Source organism: Gemmatimonadaceae bacterium (assembly GCA_035533015.1).
Lineage (GTDB): Bacteria > Gemmatimonadota > Gemmatimonadetes > Gemmatimonadales > Gemmatimonadaceae > JAGWRI01.
On the sequence record DATLUQ010000002.1, the window covers coordinates 23,359 to 43,527 of the forward strand.

At 69.2% G+C, this 20,169-nt stretch carries 20 protein-coding genes; 9 read left to right on the forward strand and 11 right to left on the reverse strand.

The window, feature by feature from the left end; translation table 11 throughout:
- Nucleotides 1-12 precede the first annotated feature (12 nt).
- The 7 genes from VNF92_00280 to uvrA all read right to left on the reverse strand — a co-directional run bounded on the left by VNF92_00280 (nt 13) and on the right by uvrA (nt 7,804).
- Nucleotides 13-1,134, reverse strand: a complete 1,122-nt coding sequence (locus tag VNF92_00280) for an AI-2E family transporter (protein HVA56303.1) — start codon at nt 1,132-1,134, stop codon at nt 13-15.
- Nucleotides 1,131-1,913 carry a PspA/IM30 family protein gene (locus tag VNF92_00285; protein HVA56304.1) on the reverse strand — a complete coding sequence of 261 codons (783 nt, stop codon included), beginning with the start codon at nt 1,911-1,913 and terminating at the stop codon, nt 1,131-1,133. The genes VNF92_00280 and VNF92_00285 overlap by 4 nt, the downstream gene beginning before the upstream one ends.
- 3 nt (nt 1,914-1,916) lie before the next feature.
- A complete protein-coding gene (locus VNF92_00290; GenBank protein ID HVA56305.1) occupies nt 1,917-2,321 on the reverse strand; it encodes a YbjN domain-containing protein in 405 nt (134 codons plus the stop codon).
- A gap of 126 nt (nt 2,322-2,447) precedes the next feature.
- Nucleotides 2,448-3,350, reverse strand: coding sequence for an FkbM family methyltransferase (locus VNF92_00295; GenBank protein ID HVA56306.1), 903 nt, complete (start codon nt 3,348-3,350; stop codon nt 2,448-2,450).
- A gap of 2 nt (nt 3,351-3,352) precedes the next feature.
- On the reverse strand, nt 3,353-4,237 hold the full coding sequence (gene sdaAA, locus VNF92_00300; protein HVA56307.1) for an L-serine ammonia-lyase, iron-sulfur-dependent, subunit alpha: 885 nt from the start codon (nt 4,235-4,237) through the stop codon (nt 3,353-3,355).
- Nucleotide 4,238: 1 nt separating this feature from the next.
- The gene (gene sdaAB / locus VNF92_00305; GenBank protein HVA56308.1) at nt 4,239-4,907 is read right to left on the reverse strand and encodes an L-serine ammonia-lyase, iron-sulfur-dependent subunit beta; all 669 of its coding nucleotides are present in this window, start codon (nt 4,905-4,907) and stop codon (nt 4,239-4,241) included.
- A gap of 50 nt (nt 4,908-4,957) precedes the next feature.
- A complete protein-coding gene (gene uvrA / locus VNF92_00310; GenBank protein ID HVA56309.1) occupies nt 4,958-7,804 on the reverse strand; it encodes an excinuclease ABC subunit UvrA in 2,847 nt (948 codons plus the stop codon).
- An 88-nt stretch (nt 7,805-7,892) separates the two neighbouring features.
- Here uvrA and cutA point away from each other — a divergent pair, with 88 nt between their 5' ends.
- From cutA to VNF92_00340, 6 genes are all read left to right on the forward strand, one after another.
- On the forward strand, nt 7,893-8,228 hold the full coding sequence (gene cutA, locus VNF92_00315; GenBank protein HVA56310.1) for a divalent-cation tolerance protein CutA: 336 nt from the start codon (nt 7,893-7,895) through the stop codon (nt 8,226-8,228).
- Between the two features lie 102 nt (nt 8,229-8,330).
- Nucleotides 8,331-8,834, forward strand: a complete 504-nt coding sequence (locus VNF92_00320) for a macro domain-containing protein (GenBank protein ID HVA56311.1) — start codon at nt 8,331-8,333, stop codon at nt 8,832-8,834.
- Nucleotides 8,831-10,384, forward strand: a complete 1,554-nt coding sequence (locus VNF92_00325) for a transglutaminase-like domain-containing protein (GenBank protein HVA56312.1) — start codon at nt 8,831-8,833, stop codon at nt 10,382-10,384. Before VNF92_00320 ends, VNF92_00325 begins: the two co-directional genes overlap by 4 nt.
- Nucleotides 10,385-10,427: 43 nt before the next feature.
- Nucleotides 10,428-11,186, forward strand: coding sequence for an ABC transporter ATP-binding protein (locus tag VNF92_00330; protein ID HVA56313.1), 759 nt, complete (start codon nt 10,428-10,430; stop codon nt 11,184-11,186).
- Nucleotides 11,179-12,897, forward strand: coding sequence for a hypothetical protein (locus tag VNF92_00335; GenBank protein ID HVA56314.1), 1,719 nt, complete (start codon nt 11,179-11,181; stop codon nt 12,895-12,897). The genes VNF92_00330 and VNF92_00335 overlap by 8 nt, the downstream gene beginning before the upstream one ends.
- A gap of 173 nt (nt 12,898-13,070) precedes the next feature.
- The gene (locus VNF92_00340) at nt 13,071-13,394 is read left to right on the forward strand and encodes a hypothetical protein (protein HVA56315.1); all 324 of its coding nucleotides are present in this window, start codon (nt 13,071-13,073) and stop codon (nt 13,392-13,394) included.
- 61 nt (nt 13,395-13,455) lie between these two features.
- Here VNF92_00340 and VNF92_00345 read toward each other — a convergent pair whose 3' ends face one another.
- The 4 genes from VNF92_00345 to mtnA are packed head-to-tail and all read right to left on the reverse strand — an operon-like array spanning nt 13,456 to nt 17,750.
- Nucleotides 13,456-13,674, reverse strand: a complete 219-nt coding sequence (locus VNF92_00345; protein HVA56316.1) for a zinc ribbon domain-containing protein — start codon at nt 13,672-13,674, stop codon at nt 13,456-13,458.
- Nucleotides 13,671-15,197 carry a cytochrome c biogenesis protein CcsA gene (gene ccsA / locus VNF92_00350; protein HVA56317.1) on the reverse strand — a complete coding sequence of 509 codons (1,527 nt, stop codon included), beginning with the start codon at nt 15,195-15,197 and terminating at the stop codon, nt 13,671-13,673. Before ccsA ends, VNF92_00345 begins: the two co-directional genes overlap by 4 nt.
- A 37-nt stretch (nt 15,198-15,234) precedes the next feature.
- Nucleotides 15,235-16,722: a glycerol kinase GlpK gene (gene glpK, locus VNF92_00355; protein HVA56318.1), complete on the reverse strand. Its 1,488-nt coding sequence runs from the start codon at nt 16,720-16,722 to the stop codon at nt 15,235-15,237.
- Nucleotides 16,719-17,750, reverse strand: coding sequence for an S-methyl-5-thioribose-1-phosphate isomerase (gene mtnA, locus VNF92_00360; GenBank protein ID HVA56319.1), 1,032 nt, complete (start codon nt 17,748-17,750; stop codon nt 16,719-16,721). The genes glpK and mtnA overlap by 4 nt, the downstream gene beginning before the upstream one ends.
- Nucleotides 17,751-17,867: 117 nt before the next feature.
- Between mtnA and VNF92_00365 the strand changes: the two genes are divergently transcribed.
- From VNF92_00365 to VNF92_00375, 3 genes are read left to right on the forward strand one after another with little or no spacing between them, the layout of a single operon-like run.
- Nucleotides 17,868-18,647, forward strand: a complete 780-nt coding sequence (locus VNF92_00365; GenBank protein HVA56320.1) for an enoyl-CoA hydratase-related protein — start codon at nt 17,868-17,870, stop codon at nt 18,645-18,647.
- The gene (gene recF, locus VNF92_00370; protein ID HVA56321.1) at nt 18,644-19,762 is read left to right on the forward strand and encodes a DNA replication and repair protein RecF; all 1,119 of its coding nucleotides are present in this window, start codon (nt 18,644-18,646) and stop codon (nt 19,760-19,762) included. Before VNF92_00365 ends, recF begins: the two co-directional genes overlap by 4 nt.
- Nucleotides 19,759-20,070 (forward strand): DUF721 domain-containing protein, encoded by a 312-nt coding sequence (locus tag VNF92_00375; GenBank protein HVA56322.1) that lies wholly within the window; start codon nt 19,759-19,761, stop codon nt 20,068-20,070. Before recF ends, VNF92_00375 begins: the two co-directional genes overlap by 4 nt.
- Nucleotides 20,071-20,169 lie beyond the last annotated feature (99 nt).

The following is a 20,169-nucleotide window of genomic DNA, read 5'->3' on the forward strand; positions in this document are numbered from 1 at the left end:
AAAGCGGTGAGGTCAGGGGGTGGGCAGCGGTGGTTGGGGCCCAGCCGCCGAGGGCACTCGGGCGGCGAGGGGATCGACGATGAGACCTCCCTCATAGATCCCGTGCACGAGCACGCGGCGCACGAGAACCATCACGATGGCGAGCGTGGGCATTGCGATGAGGAGGCCGAGAGCGCCGAGGAGCTCGCCCATCACGAGTACACCGGTGATGCTCAGTACTGGTGGGAGGTCCACCTTCTCGGACATGACCAATGGAGCGACGACATTGCCTTCGATGAGGTGGATCACGACGCCCAGCCCGAGCACGAGCATGGCGCGGGTGCCGCCGCCCGGCGTGTTGAGCACGAACAGCGCGGGGAGTGTGGTGGACAGCAGCGTGCCGAAGAACGGCACGATCGCGGCGAGCCCGGTGAACACGCCGAACGTGAGCGCGTACGGGACGCCGAGCAGATACAGCCCGATCGCCGTGAGGATGCCGAGCAACGTCATCGTGAACAGCTGGCCGACGATGTACGCCCGGAGCGTGGCCCCCAGTTCCCCGAGGATGTGATTGACGAACGGGCGGCGCGCGGGCGGGAAGAGCGATTCCAGGATATCGGTATACGTGGTCGGGGCGACGGTGAGGTAGATCGCCATGACGACCACGGAAAAGATGCTGATCAAGGCGTGCACGCCCGCGAACAGCTTGGGCACGACGTTCTGGAGGGCGCCGGCGACCTGATCGTAGATGCCGAGCACGATGCTCTGCTGTTTGGGAGCCATCACCCCGGCGAGCGCGGGGATGCGGGCAAGCATGACGTCCAGGTTCTGCTGCCATTGATTGACGTACTGCGGCAGCAACCCCACCAACTGCTGCGTCTGCGTCACCAGCGGGGGCACGAGGATGGTGAAGAGCAGCGCGACGGCGGCGAGGCTGACGGAGAGCGCGGCCAGGAACGCGATGCGTCCCGGCACGTGCAGGCGCTGGCGGAGCGCGGCTGCCAGCGCGTCCAGATACACGGCGAGCAGGATGCCGACGAAGAGCAGCATCAACACGTCGGCCACGGATCCGACCAGCCAGAGCAGCAGGACGGTCAGGACCGTCGCGGTGAGCAGGGGCGCGTACGCGAAGCGCCGTGCGGGCTGCTCGCTCAACTCGTCTTCTTCTCTTCCGGCAACTCCTCGATGTCGGCAGGAACCGTCTCGTCGTCACCACGCCCGAGTTGTTTGGCAGGGGCGGACGATCCGGCGGGGAGCATTCCCATCTTCTGCTTGAGGGCGAGCAGTTGCTGGTCGACCGTGCCCGAAACGGCACCGCGTTCGAGCTGTTTGAACTCGCGTTGCAGTGTGTCGCCCGAGAACTCCTCGTCGATCTCGGTGGCGGCCTTGATCTGTCGCTCATTGGTTTCGATGCGCTCTTCCATGCGGCTGAACGCCTCGAACGCCGACTTCTCGGAAAGAGACGACATCGTCTCGGCAATGCGCTTCTGGGCCTGGGCCCGGCGCTGCCGCGCAATGAGCAGGTTCTTCTTGCGCTTCGCCTCCTCGATCTTGTCGTTCAGATCGCGGAGCGAGTTCTTGAGCTTCTCCGTTTCGAGCCGGTGGGCCTCCCAGGTCTGCGCGAGTTGCTGGCCGTTGTTCGCGTGCTCGGCCTGGCGGACAAGCGCCTGCTTGGCCAGATCGTCGCGGTTCTCCTGCACGGCGAGCATGGCCCGGCGCTCCCAATCCTGGGCCTGCGTGAATTCCGCATCGGCCTGGTCGCGCAGCCGCTTCTCGTCCGCGATCGCGGTGGCGACCTGTTGCTTGGCTTTGGCAAGCTGCGAGCGCATGTCGGCGAGAATCTGCGTGAGCATCTTCTCGGGATCTTCCGCTTTCGAAATCAGATCATTGATGTTCGAACGCAGCATCTGAGAGAGTCGATCGAAAATCCCCATGGGTCAGTGTGCCTCGCGGAACGCGCCGAGCTCGCGCATGTGTGACGCCAGGGCCAGGGTCATGCTCTCATAACTCGCCAGGAACTCTTCGTAGTCAAGGTGCTCCAACTCGAGCGCCTCGGTGAGCACGACTGAATCGCCCTGGATGCCGTACGATCCGTGCAGCAGGTCGCCAGCGTTCATTTCGAGCAAACGGCGGCTCAATGTGGCCAACGCCCCATTCTGCTTGGGCAAGCTCATCACTTTGACCCGCAGCAGGACTACGGGCGGGGAGTAGTGGACGACGACATCGAAATCCTGGGAGCCCCCGGGCTTCACCACCCAGAGGCCCGGCTCGACTTCGGTGTGGGTCGCCCCATCCACCTCCAGCCGGTCGAGATAGCCTTCGATTTCTTCCTTGGTCACCATCGGTGCGATCCCGTGAATGCGCTTGCCAGACCCTACGGATGGAGCCGTGCGGCGTTTCAACCGCCGTGGTCAAACTACCGCCGGGCTGGAAGGGGGGCAACGGCCGGCATGCCGGCGCGCTCTTTCTTATAGAATGCGCCAGCCACGCGACGTCAGCCGGCGTCGCGCCCGCTCGGGCTCGCGGGTGGCCAGATAGCTCGGGCTCTCCCAATCCGGCACGTGCGAGGGGCCCGACGCCGGGGCGATCAGGGGCCCCCAGAACGTCGCGCCGATCGCGAGGACTGCGTACCCCAGGTTCTCGAGCAACTGCGAGACCGCGGTTGGGTAGCGGGCGTGGTCTTCGTACACCACGTCGCGCACCCGGCGGTCGGCGAGGAGCGCCGTGGCGCCACGCAGCACCGCGGACTCGTGCCCTTCGACGTCCAGCTTCATGACCCCGACCTCCGCCGGCTGCGGCACGAACGTGTCGAGCCGTGCCAGCTGGATGCGCTGGCGTTCACCCTGCCGAGGGTCGCCAGGCCCCACCACTTCTGCGATGCCGCGGTTCCATTCGAACGACGGCGGCATGAGCAATTCGCCGTAGCCGTCGTGATCCGACAACGCGGCTGCTGAGACGTCGATCGGCGCCGCCGCGGGGTCGGCACGCCAGGCGTCGACGTTGAACGCCAGCTCCGCGCGCACGCCGGCGTTGGGCTCGAACGCGATGACCCGCCCCGCCGGTCCGACGCGTCGGGCCAGCAGCGCGGTCATCTGTCCGATGTTGGCTCCGACGTCGAGCGCCAGTTCTCCCGGGTCGGCCAGCCGCCACAGCACCTCGGCCACGGGAAGGTCGAACACGCCGAGCTGTTGAATGCTCAGACCTATGGCGTCGCCCGCGAAGCAGCGAATCGGCATGCCCCACGGCAGCCGGACGGTCACGCGATCACGACCGCGGTGGCGACGGCGCGAAAGCACCCGGCGTACGAGTTGCGACGGCCGAAACAGGTAGTGCGGCTTGGCGAGCCCGCGCACCGCCGCCGCGAGACTCACGTTCAGGCGCCCGCGCGTTTGATCTGGACCAGCCGCCCGCGCGCCAGCCGGCGCCCGGTGGGGGTTGCGGCGAGTCCGCCCCCGGCGGTCTCGCGGTACCGTACGTCCATCTCCCGGCCGATCTCACCCATGACATCGATCACTTCGTCGGCTGGGATCGCGAACTCGATGCCGGCCAGCGCCATCTCGACGGCAGCGAGTGCGATGGCAGCACCGGTGGCATTCCGGAACACGCACGGCAGCTCGACGAGGCCGCCCAGCGGGTCGCAGATCAGGCCGAGCGTGGCCTGTTGGGCGAGCGCGATCGCGTGCCCGACCTGGGCTGGCGTGCCGCCGAGCATCTCGGTTGCCGCGCCGGCCGCCATCCCGGCGGCGGCGCCGGTCTCGGCCTGGCAGCCGCCCTCGGCGCCGGAGAGCGACGCGCGTTCGGCAACGACGGCGCCGATGAGGCCAGCGGTGGCGAGCGCATTCACGACGGCGTCGTCGGGGATCCCCCGGGCCGCGGCGAGCCCCGTGAGCACCGCGGGGAGCACGCCGGCGCCGCCCGCCGTGGGGGCGGCGACGATCACGCCCATGGCCGCGTTCACCTCCTGCACAGCGAGGGCGCGCGCGAGCACGTCGCGGAACGGCGTACCGGAGAGTGGGCCGGCAGGGCCGCTGCGCAACTTGGCGGCGTCGCCGCCCACCAGTCCCGACGCCGATTTGAGGTCGCCGGCCAGGCCGCGTTCCACGGCACCGCGCATGACGACGAGCGCGCGGCGCAAGGCGTCGCGGATCTCTTCCACGGGGCGCCCCTGGTCGAGGGCCTCGGCTTCGAGGGCGACCCGGGCGAGGGACTTGCCCTGCGCCTGGGCGTCGCGGATGGCGTCAGCGATCGCTCGGTACACGTCAGGCGCTCACTTTCTCGAGGCGGTGGGCCCAGCGCACCCATGGAAACGCCCGCAAGTGGTCGCGGACCGCGACGTCGGGCGCCTCGTCGACTTCGATCACCATGAGAGCATCGCCGCCGCGGTGCTTCCGGCTCAGCCGCAGCGCGGCGATGTTGAGGCCGTCGTCGGCCAGGCGCGCGGTGATGCGGGCCACCGAGCCCCTGATATCCTCGGCGAGAAGCACGATGGTATAGCTATTACCTAATACTTCCACCGGATACCCGTCGATCTCGCCGATGCGGATGCGCCCTGCACCGAGCGAGGCACCGACCATCACGTGTTGTCGGTCGCCGCGCTCGACGGTGATGCGCGCAGAATTCGGATGGGCGTCGTCGGCCAGCGTGGTCTTCTCGAACCGGTAGTCGACGCCGTCGCGCTCGGCGATCTCGAGCGCGTCGCGGAGCCGTTCGTCGTCGGGGCGGAACCCGAGCAGCCCGCCGGCGATGGCCTTGTCGGTGCCGTGCCCCTCGCCCGTGCGCGCGAACGATCCATGTAGTTCCACGCGCGCGCGGTCGGGGGTGCCGCCCACGAGGGACCGCCCGATGAGCCCGAGCTTGCAGGCGCCCGCCGTGTGCGAGGAAGACGGCCCGACCATGACGGGGCCGATGATGTCGAGTAGAGAGACCATACGAAGGGAAGCGGTGGAGGAGTCGCCTGCCGCGGTGCGCGACACGTCGTCTAGCCGGTGCGTCGCTTCTTGGATGTACCCCGGGAACGGGAAAAGAGTGTGCGCAGGAACTGGCCGGTGTAGGACGCGTCGACCGCAGCCACGGCTTCGGGAGTGCCAACGGCCACGACCTCGCCGCCCCGCTCGCCCCCTTCGGGCCCCAGGTCCACGATCCAGTCGGCCGTCTTGATCACGTCGAGGTTGTGCTCGATGACGAGCACGGTGTTGCCGCGATCCACGAGCCGGTGGAGCACGTCGAGGAGCAGCCGCACGTCCTCGAAGTGGAGACCCGTGGTCGGCTCGTCGAGGATGTACAGGGTGCGGCCGGTGTCGCGCTTGGCGAGTTCGGTGGCGAGCTTCACGCGCTGCGCCTCGCCCCCCGAAAGTGTCGTGGCACTCTGGCCCAGGTGCACATATCCGAGCCCCACGTCATACAGGGTCTGCAACTTCTGCTGGATGCGCGGCTGGTTCTCGAAGAATTCCAGCGCATCTTCCACCGTCAGCTCGAGCACGTCGGCAATGCTCTTGCCTCGGAAGCGCACCTCGAGCGTCTCGCGATTGTAGCGCTTGCCCTTGCACACCTCGCAGGGCACGTACACATCGGGCAGGAAGTGCATCTCGATCTTCACCAGCCCGTCGCCCTGGCAGGCCTCGCAGCGGCCGCCCTTCACGTTGAACGAGAAGCGCCCCGGACCGTAGCCGCGGATCTTGGCTTCGGGCATCTCGGCGAACAACTCGCGGATCGGGGTGAACAGGCCGGTGTAGGTGGCCGGGTTGGAGCGCGGCGTCCGTCCGATCGGGCTCTGGTCGATGTCGATGACCTTGTCGATGTGTTCCAGCCCGGTGATCCGCCCGTGTTTGCCCGGGATGGTACGCGCGCGGTAGAAGTGCCGGGCCAGCGCGCGGTGCAGAATGTCCTCGACCAGCGTGGACTTACCTGAGCCCGACACTCCGGTGATGGCCACGAACAGGCCCAGTGGCAGTTCGACCGAGACGCCGCGCAGGTTATGCTCCTCGGCGTCCTCGATGCGAATCACGCGGTCGGGATCGAACGGGCGCCGGGTGGCGCGCGTCTCGATGCGCATCTCGCCGCTCAGGTACTTGCCGGTGAGCGAGCCGGGGGTGCGGATGATGTCGTCCACCGTGCCCTCGGCCACGAGGCGGCCGCCGTGCTTCCCGGCGCCGGGGCCCAGATCGATCACGTGGTCGGCGGCGCGCATCGTTTCCTCGTCGTGCTCGACGACGATGACCGTGTTGCCAAGGTCGCGCAGCTGCTCCAGCGTGGAGAGCAGGCGGGCGTTGTCGCGCTGGTGCAGGCCGATACTCGGCTCGTCCAGTATGTAGAGGACGCCGACGAGCCGCGATCCGATCTGCGTGGCGAGGCGAATGCGCTGGGCCTCGCCGCCGGACAGAGACTCGGCCGAGCGGCTGAGCGTGAGGTAGTCGAGTCCCACGTCGACCAGGAAGCGCAGGCGCTCCGACACTTCCTTGAGGATGGGGCCGGCGATTTCCGGGTCGAGGCCTGGCACTCCCTTGCGACGCAGAGCGAGGCCGTCGATGAACGTCCGCGCGGCGGCGATCGGCAGGTCGGCCACGGCGCCGATATTGTGGCCGCCAATCGTGACGGCGAGCGACTCGGGCTTGAGTCGGTAGCCGTGGCAGGATTCGCACGGCACCTCGAGCATGTATTCCTGCAAGTCGAGCCGTATGGCATCGGAGCCCGTGTCCTCGTACCGGCGCTCGACGTTGGCAATCACCCCCTCCCACTCGACCTCCGACTTACGGCCGCCCTTGTGGGCAGCGTCGCCATAGAGGAGGGCTTCGTGAACGTCGGCCGGCAGGTCGCCCCACGGCGTGTTGAGGTCGAACTTGTACTTGCGCGCCAGGGCTGGAAGAATCACCCGCCGCAGTTGGCCGGTGGGTTCGCCCCATGGGAGAATGACGCCTTCGAGGATCGAGATACGGGCGTCGCCGAGAACGAGCGCTTCGACCACGCGGCGCCGTGTGCCCAGCCCCCCGCACCCTGGGCACGCGCCATACGGTGAATTGAATGAGAACTGGCGCGGCTCGAGGTCGGGGAGCGAGGTGCCGCAGGTGGGGCAACCGTAGCGCTCGGAGAAGACCTCCGTGGTCTTGCGCCCGGGGTCGTGGACTTCGACCATGCCGTCGGCCAGCTTGAGCGCCGTCTCGATCGAGTCGGTGAGACGGGCGCGGTCGTCGGCGCGGACCGTCGTGCGGTCCACGACCACCGAGACGGTATGGTTCTGGCGGCGATTGAGTTTGGGCGGCGAGGCGATCTCGATCAGTTCGCCGTCTACGTAGGCACGAATGAACCCCTGCTTGCGCACCGACTCGAACAGTTCGCGGAACTCCCCTTTGCGCCCCTGCACCAGCGGGGCGCGGATCTCGATGCGCGCGCCGTCGGGCCACCCGAGCAAGGCGTCGGTGATCTGCGCCGCACTCTGGCGCTGCACCGGTCGCCCGCACGTCGGGCAGTGCGGCGTACCGGCGCGTGCGTAGAGCAGGCGCAGGTAGTCATAGATCTCGGTGACCGTACCGACGGTGGACCGAGGATTGTGTCCGGCGCTCTTCTGCTCGATGGAGATCGCCGGCGACAGCCCCTCGATGGAGTCGACGTCGGGCTTTTCCATCAGGCCGAGGAATTGCCGGGCGTAGGCGGACAGCGATTCCACGTAGCGTCGCTGTCCTTCGGCGTAGATGGTGTCGAAGGCCAGGGACGACTTGCCCGACCCGGACAGTCCCGTGATCACCGTCAGCCGGTCGCGTGGGATCGCGACGTCGACGTTCTGCAGATTGTGTTCCCGCGCGCCGCGGACGATCAGAGCATCTTCAGCCATAGCCAGCGAAAGCTGGCCGATCCTCCGGGGGGAGACAAGCCGGGGGGGTAGGACGTTATGTTACGGCAACTTCTCCAAACCCTCCGCCATGCCCCACACGGATGCCATTGTCGTTCTGACCACCGTCGCCTCGGACGACGAGGCGGTGCGCTTGGTGCGCGCGCTGCTCGAGCGCCGACTCATCGCCTGCGGCACCCTGGTGCCGGGGGCCCGATCGCTGTACCGCTGGCAGGGCAAGATCGCCGACGAGCGCGAAGTGCTGGTGCTCCTCAAGACGCGGTCGGCCCGGCTCGAAACCCTCCAAGTGGCGTTCGGCGAACTGCACCCGTACAAGGTGCCGGAGCTGCTCGCCCTGCCCGTGTCGGCGGGCCTGGCCAAGTATCTCGAGTGGATCAGCGGCGAGACCACGCTCGCGCTGGCCTGACGCCGTGCGGCACCGGGAGCGGCCGCGCGAACAACCGGAGATACGGTTGCCCGTGATGGAGGACGGCGAGCGCACTCCTGCGGAACGCGAGGCCCGAGCGCCGTGATCGCGGTTCGCATCGACGACGTGGCGTTCTACCACGGCGAGGCGATCGCCTGGCCGGTGGACGCCATGCTCGGTGCCACCACCCCCTTGCTGCGGCGGCTGGAACTGGCGGCCGGTACCGCCCTCGCTCGGCAGGCGCCGCTCCGCGAGCCCCTGCCCGTGGGCGCGGCGGTGGTGACCGGGGCCGGTGACCTGCACGTCGAGTTGCTGATTCACGCGGTGATCGTGAGTCCAGAGGAGCGGGCGTCGCGCGACTCGGTGCGGCGGGCCCTGGCGAGCGCGCTGCAACGCGCGGCGGACTTTCGGATCGACGAACTCGCGGTCGTGCCATTCGGCATCGGTGCAGGGAATCTCGACCTGGAGGAGAGCGCGGTGGTGATGGCGGAGGTCATGCGGCAGCATCTGGCGCGCGCGGCGCATCCGCGGTCGATCATCGTGATCGTGGAGAATGATGCCGAAGAAGCGGCGTGGCGCGCCGCGATCGCGCGGGAGGCGCCATGAGCCGGCGCGCCTGGACGGCGGTCGTGGTGCTCGTGCTCTGGAGCGGCGGCTTCGCGGCACTCATTCGCCAGCAGTACTTCCAGCCCAACGTGGAACGGCTCGCGGAAGCAGCGCTCAGAGTCAACCCGGGCGCGGTGTTCTACGCCGTGCTCCAGGGCGGCCGGCAGATCGGGTTCGCGTCGTCCACCATCGACACGGTGACGGGCGGCATCACGTCCACCGACTACCTCGTGGCCGACCTGGCCGCCGGGGGCGCAGTGCACCGGGTGCAGGCCCGTACGACCATCGAGGTGTCGCGTACGCTGCGGGTGCGACGGTTCGAGGTGGACGTGGAATCCGACTCGGCGCCCTTTCACGCGGGCGGCCGGGTGGACGGCGACTCGGTCGTGATCTACGCGCGCTCGACGAATGGCGCGGCGCCGGCCGATTCGCAGCGCGTACGCATCGGCGGCCCCGTCCTGCTCCCCGCGCTGGTGCCGCTGGCCATCGCCCTCGGCGAGGAGCCCAAGGTGGGCAAGTCGTACGTGCTGCCGGTATTCGATCCGACCACGATGGCGCCGCAAGACGCCCGCGTGCGGATCGCGGCCGAGACCACGTTCGTGGTCAACGACAGCTCGGTGCTCGATTCGACCACGATGCGCTGGCGCGGCGTGACCCCCGACACACTCCGGGCGTGGCGCCTGGCCACGGACGCGACGCACGGCGTGAACGGGTGGGTGGACGACCAGGGACGTCTGGTCGAGACCACGGAGATGGGATTCCGGCTCGAACGACGTCCATATGAAGTTGCATATGAAAACTGGCGTCTGGCGCAGGCGGACAGCGGGGCGCCGCCCACCGCCGACCGCGACATTCTCGAGACGACGGCGATCGCCGCGCATCTCCGGGTGACGCGGCAACTGCCGCGCCTGCGGGTACGCCTGCGCGGCGCCGACCTCGCGGGGTTCGACCTGGACGGCGGCCGGCAGACGCTGCGCGGCGACACGCTCACCATCGTGCGCGAGGATCCGGACAGCCTGGCCGGCCGATCCTTCATGGGCGCGCCCCGCCCGCCCGAGGTGCTGCGCGCGCTCGAGCCCGAGCCGCTGGTGGAGTCGCGCAACCCCGAGATCCGCGCCCTGGCCGACCGGTTGCGCGGACAGGCTCGCGACCCGCGGGTGGTGGCCGAGCGCATCGATCGGTGGGTGCACGACTCGCTCCGCAAGCGGATCACCTTCGGCGTGCCGGACGCCCTCCAGGTACTGCACGCGCGGAGCGGCGACTGCAACGAACACACCCAACTGTATCTGGCGCTGGCCCGGGCGGCCGGCATTCCTGCCCGTGCCGCCGCCGGGCTGGCCTACGTCGACGGCAAGTTCTACTACCACGCGTGGCCCGAGGTCTACCTGGGACGGTGGGTGGCCGTCGATCCGACGTTCGGCGAGTTTCCGGCTGACGCGGCACATCTGCGGTTCGTGGTGGGCGGACTCGCGCGCCAGGCGGAGTTGATTCATCTGATCGGGGTGCTGCGCATCGACGTGCTCGCCCCGGCCCGCACCCGAGCGCCGTGACCGGGCTCACCCGTCCTCCGCTCCTTCCACTTCGCCCTTCGCCATGATCCGACTCCACCACCTGACCAAACGCTACGGCACCTTCACGGCGGTTGATGCCATCGACCTCGACGTACCGCGCGGCGAGCTGTTCGGATTCCTGGGCCCCAACGGGGCGGGCAAGACGACGACGCTCCGGATGATCGCCGGCATCCTCCGGCCCACGGGGGGCATCGTGGAGATCGGCGGCGTGGATATCGCCAAGGACCCGATCGCCGCCAAGATGATGCTCGGATTCATTCCTGACCGGCCGTTCATCTACGAGAAGCTCACAGGCGCCGAATTCATGCGGTTCGTCGCCGGGCTCTACAACCAGGAGGGACCCGAGGTGGAGCACCGGACGCGCGAGTTGCTCGCGCTGTTCGACCTCGACGAGTGGCAGGACGAACTCGTCGAGAGCTACAGCCACGGCATGCGGCAGAAGCTGATCATCTCGAGTGCGTTCGTGCACCGCGCCGAAGTGATCGTGGTGGACGAACCCATGGTGGGGCTCGACCCCAAGGCAGCCCGCATTCTCAAGGACCTGTTCCGCGAGTATACGCGCCGGGGCAACACGATCATGATGTCCACGCACACGCTCGAGGTGGCCGAGGCGCTGTGTGACCGTATCGCCATCGTCCAGGCGGGGCGCATCCGGGCCTGCGGCACGATGGCTGAGCTGCGTCAGACGGCGGAAGGCGGCGCGGAGGGGCTGGAGCAGATCTTTCTCAAGCTCACCGGCGAGAACGCCGCCCGCGAGTTGGTCGAGGTGCTCAATGCCTGACGGCCGCGCGGCCGCCGCGGCGCGCGCCGTCGCCGACCCGTCGCTCGTTCACCTCCTGGCGCCGAAGTGGCTCACCGCCCGGGCACGCCTGCTCTCCAGCGAGCGGGGGCGCGGCGCACGATTCGCCGTGCTCGCGGGGTTCGGCGCGCTGTTCTGGGCGTTCGTGTACTTCGTACTCTATCGGCTGCTGCGCTACTTTCGCGGGGTCGCGGAGATCGGGCCACTGCTCGCCGGCAAATTGCTCGGGCTCATCCTGATCGGATTCTTCTCGATCCTCGTGCTGTCCAACGTCATCACGGCACTTTCGAGTTTCTTTCTGGCGCGCGACCTCGATCTGCTGGTCTCCGGACCCGTGGATTGGCTCAAACTGTACCTGGCCAAGCTGCTCGAGACGACCGTGAACTCCAGCTGGATGGTGGTCCTGCTCGCCATTCCGATGTTCGCCGCCTACGGACACGTATACGAGGGCGGCTGGTGGTTCCCGTTGGTGAGCGCGGCCGTATTCGTCCCGTTTCTGATCATCCCGGCGGTGATCGGGTCGGCGGTCACGCTGTTGCTCGTGAACGTCTTCCCGGCGCGGCGTACGCGCGACATCCTGAGCGTCATCGCCGTGTTCGCGGCGGGCGGCATCGTGCTGCTGCTCCGCCTCGTCCGTCCCGAACGCCTGGCGCGCCCCGAAGGATTTCGCTCGCTCGTCGATTTCGTGACCGTCCTGCGTGCGCCCACGTCCCCGATGTTCCCGAGCGAGTGGGCTGCGCGCGGGGTCATGAGTTGGCTGCAATACCGCCTCGAGTACCTCCCGTTCTATCTCCTGTGGACGACCGCCGCGGCCGCCGTGGTGGTCGGCGCCGTGTTGCACCGCATGTTGTATCTCAAGGGATACAGCAAGGCGCAGGAGAGCGGCGCCCACTGGGTGCGCGGCACCGTACTCCGGCGCATCGGTGCGTTCGTGTTCCGGCCCCTCTCGGTGCTCAGGCGCGAACTGGTGCTCAAGGAACTGCGGCTCTTCTTTCGCGATACGACCCAGTGGTCGCAGCTGATTCTGCTCGCCGTCCTGGTGGTGGTATACGTGTTCAACATCAAGTACCTCCCGCTGCGCGGCAACGGGATGACGTTCTTCCTCATCAACATCGTCCCCTTCCTGAACCTGGTACTCGCGGGATTCGTGCTCGCGTCGATCGCCGCGCGGTTCATCTTCCCGGCCGTGAGCTTGGAAGGCCGCACCCTGTGGCTCCTCCGGTCGAGCCCGATGCAGGTGCGCGATCTGCTGTGGGCCAAGTTCTGGGTGGGCACGATGCCCCTGCTCGTGCTCGCGCTCGCCATCGTGGCCGTCACCGACTACCTGCTCGACGTGAGCCAATTCATGTTGACCGTCTCGGTACTCACCATTGCCATGATGACGTTTGCCGTGGCCGGGATGGCCCTCGGGTTCGGAACGATGTTCCCGCAATTCGAGACCGAGAACGCGGCGCAGATCCCCACGTCGTTCGGCGGCCTGTTGTTCATGATGGCGTCCGTGGCGATGATCGGCGGCGTGGTGATCCTCGAAGCGCGCCCGGTGTATGCCTACCTGCTGGCGCGCATGTCGAACGCCAACCCGAACCCGCTGGACCTCTGGCTCGGCTTCGGCGGTGCGGGGCTCCTGTGCGCGGCCTGCACATTGGTGCCCATTCAGATTGCGTTGAGACGCCTCGCGGCCGTCGAGCGTTAGCCCCGAATTCACGGGGCTCGGCGGCCGGCCCAAATCAAGGTGACGATCGCACCGGCCCCCGGGTCTTTGTGATCACCAAACACCGTGGCGCCGACGAGCACTGCGGCAAGCATGACGCTCCGGCCGACCCGGACGGGCGTTGGAACGGGGTCCCCCAATTGAGGAGGTTCAGGATGATTCGCATGCGTTGGCTCGCCCTCGCACTCGTGGCCTGCATGGCCACGACCGTGCGTGCGCAGGGCACACAGGATACCGCCAAGACGAAGACGACGATGACCAAGAAGGCCGCCACGCACAAGGTGGCCCGAAAGATGACGGTATCGAAGAGCGCCACGAAGACGACCAAGAGCGCGATGGTCATGAAGCCCGCGGCCAAGGCGCCCAAGGCGAGCACGTCCACCAAGGCCGAGTCCAGCACCGCCAAGGCGCACACGAAGAGCGCCCGGACGATGCGGAAGCCGAAGGCGAAACCCGACTCCGCGAAGAAGGGTGGCTGATTACCGCCAGCCTGCTACTGACCAAGCCCCGGTACGTCGCTGACGTGCCGGGGTTTCGTCATCAGGGCGCCCCGTCAGGGAGTCGCGCCCCACACTGAGCGCAGAACCGGGCGTTGACGAGCAGAGGCGCGCCGCACGTCGGACACCCGGGAGTTGGCGGCTCCCCGGCCGGCAGCCGCACCGCATCCATCGCTTCATCTTCGGCGAAGAAGAGTGGATAGAGCACGACCGCCAGCGCGACGAGCGCGAGCAGCGTGCCGACGAGCAGCGGGATGCTCATGCGTCCGCGTCCCGCGTGGACGGCCGGCCGGCTGGCGTCGTTCGGGGCCAGAGCGCCAGTACGCCGCCGAGGACCACGAGCCCGCCCCCGATCCACGCCCAGACGGCCAGCGGCACGAAGGTGATGCGCACCTGCGCCTCGTCAGCCGACGCGGCGAGCAGCACGGCCCGTGCATCGAGCGTCGGTGAACTCCGCACGCCAACCCGCGTGATCGGCGCGTACAGCGAATCGCCCAGGGCGTCGCGGTATTGCCACTGCTCGGCAACGAGCAGCCCCTGTCGGATCCCGTCGCGCGACGCGTCGAGCGACAACGCCACCACGTCGTGATCGGCCGTGCTGTAGCGCGACGTCCCCTGGCTCACGAACCGCCACACGTGCCCGAAGGGGTCGGCGACCTGCGCCTCCTGCCCCGTGGCGAGGGTCATGTCGCGCGCTCCCGAAAACGCACCCGCGGCGAGCGCGACCACGAGCACGAGGGCCGCCGCGTGCGCCACGAACTCGCCAACGCGCCGCCGCCTGGGTCCGGCGGCGGAGGGCTCGACGGTGACCGTCGGTGCACGGCTGGCAATGGACCACACCGCCGCAGCGGCGCACACGACGCCGCCACCCACCCACGCCGCGCGGAAGGCGGGCGCCCCGCCACTCGCCGCGAGGGCGTACGCACCGGCCAGCGCCCCCAACGCGACCAGCGCCGACAGGATGCTATTCCATTTTACCAATAGTCCCCTGGCGGGCGTCCGTGCGAGGGTGTGGAGCAGCCCCGTGGCCACCACCCACACGCCGAGCGCCACCCCCTCGCCCGACGACCACCCCCAGCCTCCGGTGGGCGACGCGGCCGCCGACCCGCGCGCGCCCAGCAGCAGGCCACCCGCCAGGCACGTCCATCCGGCGAGCGCCCACCGGCGGGCGGACGAGGCCCACGCCGCATCGAGCCGGCGCGCCAGCAGTCCGCCCATGGTGAGTACGAACGGCATGCTCAGCGCCACATAGCCCAGTATGAGCAAAGGCTGGTGGAGGACCATCACCGGCTGCAACAGCCGCGGGTCGAGCCCCCGGCCGTCCGGGGCGCGCCACGACAGGCGCTCGTACGGATTGGCCTGCACGCACACGACGAGCAGCACGAACAGCAGCAGCGTCGCGGACACGCCGGCCGTCCACGGACCGCGCGAGCGGTCCCGCGTCGCGCCACCCGGCGCGAGCAGCGCCACACACCCTGCCAGGGCGAGCGCCCACACAAGCATCGCGCCGGCCGGACCGCTCCACAGCGCGGAGACGGCATAGGCCTGCGGCAGCGCGAGGTTGGTGTGCATGGCCACGTAGGCGAGCGAGAAATCGCGCTCGATCAGTGCGGTGACGACGCCGCTCGTGGCAACGACCAGGGCCGCGAATGCCACGTAGAGCGCGCGCCGCCCACTGGCCGCGAGGTCCCGGCGCTGCAGGGCGCCTCCGGCAAATGACACGACCGCTCCCCACGCCGCCATCAGCAGCGCGACCCAGAGCGAGAGCTCGCCGACCAGGATCACGCGGGGACGGTCCCGGCCGGGAATTGAACGCGCCGCATCACCGGCCCTCGCCCGCGGAATCGCGTGCCCAGGCCACGGCGGCGCGCATGGCGCGGGCCCATCCTGTGCGCCATGTGTCGACGTCGGACCGTGCGCGCGACGGATGAAACGTCGTCACGTCCTGGCTTGCGTAGAATGCGCCCGCGTCGCGCCACACGCCGCCCGCGATGCCGGCCAGACCGGCGGCGCCGAGCGCCGTCGTCTCCACGTTCCGCGGCCGCTCCACATCCACGCCCAGTACGTCGGCCTGGAACTGCATGAGCCAGTCGTTCTGCGTCGCGCCGCCATCCACGCGCAACCGGTCGAACGCGGTGCCCGACACCTCGACCATGCGGTCCACCACGTCGGCCGTTCCGTAGGCCATCGCTTCGAGTGCGGCGCGCGCCAGATGCGCGCGCCCCGTGCCGCGCGTGAGCCCGACGATCGTCCCGCGCGCGTGCGGCTCCCACTCCGGCGCCCCGAGCCCCACCAGGGCGGGCACGAAGTAGACGCCGTCGTTGGAATCGAGCGACGCCGCGAGCGCCGCGGTGTCCGCTGCGTGCGAGACCACACCCAGCCCGTCGCGCAACCACTGCACCGCCGCGCCAGCCACGAAGATCGCCGCTTCGAGCGCGTACGCCGGCCCCCCCCGGGCGTCGCACGCGATCGTCGTGAGAATGCCGGCGGGAGCCGCCGGACGTTCGGTGCCCGCATGCAGCAGCAGGAAGGCCCCCGTTCCATACGTGTTCTTACCGAGCCCGGGCGTCCAGCACCCCTGCCCGAACAGGGCCGCCTGTTGGTCCCCCGCCACCCCGAGCACGGGAATCTCGGCGCCGAAGAACTCGGCCCGGGCAGTCCCGAAGTCGCCGCTGGAGCAGCGCACCTCTGGCAGCCAGGCGCGCGGGATGCCGAACAGCGCGCACAACTCGTCGCTCCAGGCGCGGGCGTCGATGTCATAGAGCATCGTCCGGGACGCGTTCGTATGATCGGTGGCGTGCACCGCCCCGGCGGTGAGCTTCCACACCAGCCAACTGTCCACCGTTCCGGCGGCCAGGGCGGCGGCCGGATACCGGTCGAGCAACCGCGCCTCGCGCAGCAGCCATTCGAGCTTGGTCGCCGAGAAGTAGGGATCGAGCACCAACCCCGTCCGCGCGCGGATCCATTCGCCTCGCGGCGCCAGTTCGACGCAGCGCGCGGCGGTGCGACGATCCTGCCATACGATAGCCCGATGCACCGGGCGGCCCGTGGCGCGCTCCCACACGACGACCGTCTCGCGCTGGTTGGTGATGCCGATGGCGTCGGGCGTCACGCCGGCCGCGGCGATCGCTTCACGCCCCGCTTCGACCGTCCGATCGAGCAGTTCCTGCGCGTCGTGTTCCACCCACCCCGGTCTCGGAAAATACTGCGTGATCTCGCGGTAGCCGCGCCCGGCAACGCGTCCGTCGGCGGCGATCACCAGGCAGGTCACCCCGGTCGTCCCCTCGTCGATGGCCAGCACGTGCTTCATGGCGCGCGGAAGTCGAAGGGTGGACGGTGCACGCCGCGATCGCTGACGATGGCCGTGATCAACTCGGCGGGGGTGACGTCGAACGCCGGATTGTACACCGGAATCGTGGCCGGCGCCGTGAGCGCGCCGAACCCGCGCCGCACCTCGTCGGGATCCCGCTGCTCGATCACGATGGCGTCGCCGGTGGGTGTCGACGGGTCGAAGGTGGACGTCGGTGCCGCCACATAGAACGGAACGCCATGGTGACGCGCCGCGAGGGCCAGCGCATACGTGCCGATCTTGTTGGCCACGTCGCCGTTGGCCGCGATCCGGTCGGCCCCGACGATGCACAGATCGATGTCTCCGCGGCGCATCACCGAGGGTGCGGCGCCGTCGGTGATGAGCACCACATCGATGCCCGCGCGCTGCAGCTCCCAGGCAGTGAGGCGGCTGCCCTGCAGCAGCGGGCGCGTCTCGTCCACGAACACCCGCACGCGGTCGCCACGCTCCGCAGCCAGGTACACACCGGCCAGCGCGGTGCCGATGCCGCCGGTGGCGAGCGCGCCCGCGTTGCAGTGCGTGGCCACGCGCGCGTCGACCGGAAAGAGCGACAGCGCATGGACGCCGATGCGGCGGCACATCGCGCGGTCCTCTTCGAGAATCGCCGTCGCTTCGTCTCTCAGCGCCGTGCGGAGGACGGCGCCGGCTCGCCCTCCGTGTGCGGCAACGACGAGCATCCGCGCCAGAGCCCACTCCAGGTTCACAGCCGTCGGACGCGTGGCGTGGAGCGCGGCCGCGATCTGGCCCGCCCGCTCGCCGCGGGTCGCCGCGTCGGCGTCCACGACGTCCCCCATGGCCAGGGCGAACGCCATGGCCGCCGCGATCCCGATCGCCGGCGCGCCGCGCACCGCCAGCGTCCGGATGGCCGCACACGCCTCGTCCAGCGTGCGCAATTCGCGTTCGACGAGCCGCTCGGGGAGCGCTCGCTGATCGATGATCCACACGCTGCGGTGGTCGGGCCCCCACCGCACGGCCTCCAGCGTCGACATGCGGGGAATGTACGCCCGCGCCGCACGGCGCGGCATGGCCGCCGGGGTCGCCTCCAGCCCTCGGCGGCGGTCCGGGGCGGCGCGCGTTAAATTCGATGGCATCCTCTTCCCTCCCCCATGTCCGATCCCGTGCTGCTGTTCGACGTCGCGGACCACATCGCGACGATCACCGTCAACCGGCCCGACAAGCTCAACGCACTCGACGACGCGACGATCGCGGCCCTGGGCAGCGCCGTGGACCAGGTGCGGGCGCGCGAAGACATCGCCGGCGCCATTCTCACCGGCGCGGGCCGGGCCTTCGTGGCCGGCGCCGATATTGCCGAACTCAAGCAGAAGACCCCGATGGAAGCGCACGGACTGTCCCGCCGGGGCGGGGCGATCTTCCGCCACATCGAGAAACTTGGCAAGCCCGTGATCGCTGCCGTGAACGGCTATGCACTCGGCGGCGGATGCGAGCTCGCCATGGCGTGCCACGTGCGCATCGCCTCGGAGCATGCCAAGTTCGGCCAACCCGAAGTCAAACTGGGCCTCATCCCTGGCTACGGCGGCACTCAGCGGCTGCCGCGGCTCGTGGGCACGGGCCGCGCGCTCCAACTCCTCCTGACCGGCGACACCATCGACGCGGCCGAGGCATTCCGCATCGGACTGGCCAATGCCGTGGTACCAGCCGCTCAACTGCTCGACGCCGCGCGGGCGATGCTCCGGCAGATGCTCGCCAACGGGCCGCTCGCGCTCGCCCGCTGCATCGACGTCGTGCACCGCGGGGCGGACATTCCGCTCGACGAGGCGTTGGCCCTGGAGTCGGCGCAGTTCGGGCTGCTCACCGCGTCTGATGACATGCGCGAAGGCACCGCGGCGTTTCTCGAGAAGCGCCCGCCGCGTTTTACCGGACGGTGACGGCCGCTGCGATCCGCCTGGCGTCGCTCGCCCTGCGCGATTTCCGCAACATCGAGCGCCTCGATCTCGCGGTGCCGGACGAGGGGTTGGTCGTGGTAGGTGAGAACGGCCAGGGCAAGACGAATTTGCTCGAGGCAGCCTACTACCTGCAGCTCCTTCGGAGTGTGCGCGGCGCCCGTGACGTGGACGTCGTGCGCTTCGGGGCTGCCGGCTTCTACCTCGAAGGGCGGGTGCACGGCGGCCGGACGATTGCCGTGGGGTTCGAACGCGCGTCGCGGCGCAAGCGGGTGACCCTGGACGGCGCCGCCGCCGGCCGACTGAGCGACGCCATCGGCGCGCTGCCCTCCGTCATGGTCTCCCCGGCCGACGTGGAGTTGGTGGGCGGGGCGCCGGTGGCGCGCCGTCGTTACCTGGACATCCTGCTCGCCCTCACGTCGCGCCCGTACCTCACGGCGTTGCAGACGTACCGTGGCGCCCTCGTTCGGCGAAACGCGGCACTGCGCGACGCGGCGCGCACCGGGCGGGCCGACGCGCGCGTGACGGTGTGGAACACCCCATTGGCCGAGGCAGGCGGCGTGCTCTGGCGCCAACGTGCGGAGTGGGTGGACCGCGTGGCCATTCCGTATCGGACACTGTGCGCGGCGATCGGTGAGTGCGGCACCGCCACGCTACGCTACGCGAGCGCGCTCGACGCGCGGGCCGACCCGGCCTCGGCGATCGCCGAGGCGCTGGAATCCCGGCTGGCCCTCGACCTCCGACGCGGCATGACGCAGGCGGGCCCGCACCGCGACGACCTCGTGCTCACGCTCGACGGGCGCGACCTGCGCACCTTCGGCTCGGCGGGGCAGCAGCGATCGGCGGCGATCGCGCTGCGGATGCTCGAATGGGAGACGCTGCGCGCGGCATGCGACGCGGCGCCGCTGCTCTTACTGGACGATCCGTTCGCGGAACTGGACGTCCGGCGAGCGGCGCGCATTCTGGACCTGCTGTCCGACGCCGGCGTGGGGCAGGCCGTACTCACCGTACCGCGCGAGACCGACATCCCGGCGGAATTCACGCGGCTCGAGCGGGTGCGGGTGGAGGCGGGAATGATCCGCGTGGGGCGGGCGGCATGACCGAGCGGAAGCGCGGAAAGCCGACGCCGCTGGCCGAGGTATTGCCCGGGGTCATGGGCCAGTCCGGGCTCAGGGCGCGTCTCGATCAGGCAGGGGTGATTCTCAACTGGCCGCGCATCGTGGGCAAGGAGATCGCGAAGGTCACGCAGCCAATCTCGGTCGACCGACGGGGGGTATTGTTGGTGGCCGTGACCACCAACGCGTGGATGAACGAACTGGCGATGATGGAGCCGGAACTGCTGCGCGTGATCAATGAAGAATCGGGGGCGAAGAAGGTGGAGCGCATCCGCTGGCGGCTTGTGCGCTAAGCGATTGTGGGGTGGCGACTTAAAAGCATATTCCACAGTTGCGAAATCGTGCGAAAATGATTAGCTTTCCCAGGTTGGAGGTGCCCGGTTTTTTCGGGA

Excerpts from the sequence above, each read along its gene's own strand:
- VNF92_00285 (HVA56304.1), bottom strand. The coding sequence starts at position 1,913 with ATGGGGATTTTCGATCGACTCTCTCAGATGCTGCGTTCGAACATCAAT.
- VNF92_00290 (HVA56305.1), bottom strand. The coding sequence starts at position 2,321 with ATGGTGACCAAGGAAGAAATCGAAGGCTATCTCGACCGGCTGGAGGTG.
- sdaAB (HVA56308.1), bottom strand. The coding sequence starts at position 4,907 with ATGGTCTCTCTACTCGACATCATCGGCCCCGTCATGGTCGGGCCGTCT.
- uvrA (HVA56309.1), bottom strand. The coding sequence starts at position 7,804 with ATGGCTGAAGATGCTCTGATCGTCCGCGGCGCGCGGGAACACAATCTG.
- cutA (HVA56310.1), top strand. The coding sequence starts at position 7,893 with ATGCCCCACACGGATGCCATTGTCGTTCTGACCACCGTCGCCTCGGAC.
- VNF92_00325 (HVA56312.1), top strand. The coding sequence starts at position 8,831 with ATGAGCCGGCGCGCCTGGACGGCGGTCGTGGTGCTCGTGCTCTGGAGC.
- VNF92_00330 (HVA56313.1), top strand. The coding sequence starts at position 10,428 with ATGATCCGACTCCACCACCTGACCAAACGCTACGGCACCTTCACGGCG.
- VNF92_00335 (HVA56314.1), top strand. The coding sequence starts at position 11,179 with ATGCCTGACGGCCGCGCGGCCGCCGCGGCGCGCGCCGTCGCCGACCCG.
- VNF92_00340 (HVA56315.1), top strand. The coding sequence starts at position 13,071 with ATGATTCGCATGCGTTGGCTCGCCCTCGCACTCGTGGCCTGCATGGCC.
- VNF92_00345 (HVA56316.1), bottom strand. The coding sequence starts at position 13,674 with ATGAGCATCCCGCTGCTCGTCGGCACGCTGCTCGCGCTCGTCGCGCTG.
- glpK (HVA56318.1), bottom strand. The coding sequence starts at position 16,722 with ATGAAGCACGTGCTGGCCATCGACGAGGGGACGACCGGGGTGACCTGC.
- mtnA (HVA56319.1), bottom strand. The coding sequence starts at position 17,750 with ATGTCGACGCTGGAGGCCGTGCGGTGGGGGCCCGACCACCGCAGCGTG.
- VNF92_00365 (HVA56320.1), top strand. The coding sequence starts at position 17,868 with ATGTCCGATCCCGTGCTGCTGTTCGACGTCGCGGACCACATCGCGACG.
- VNF92_00375 (HVA56322.1), top strand. The coding sequence starts at position 19,759 with ATGACCGAGCGGAAGCGCGGAAAGCCGACGCCGCTGGCCGAGGTATTG.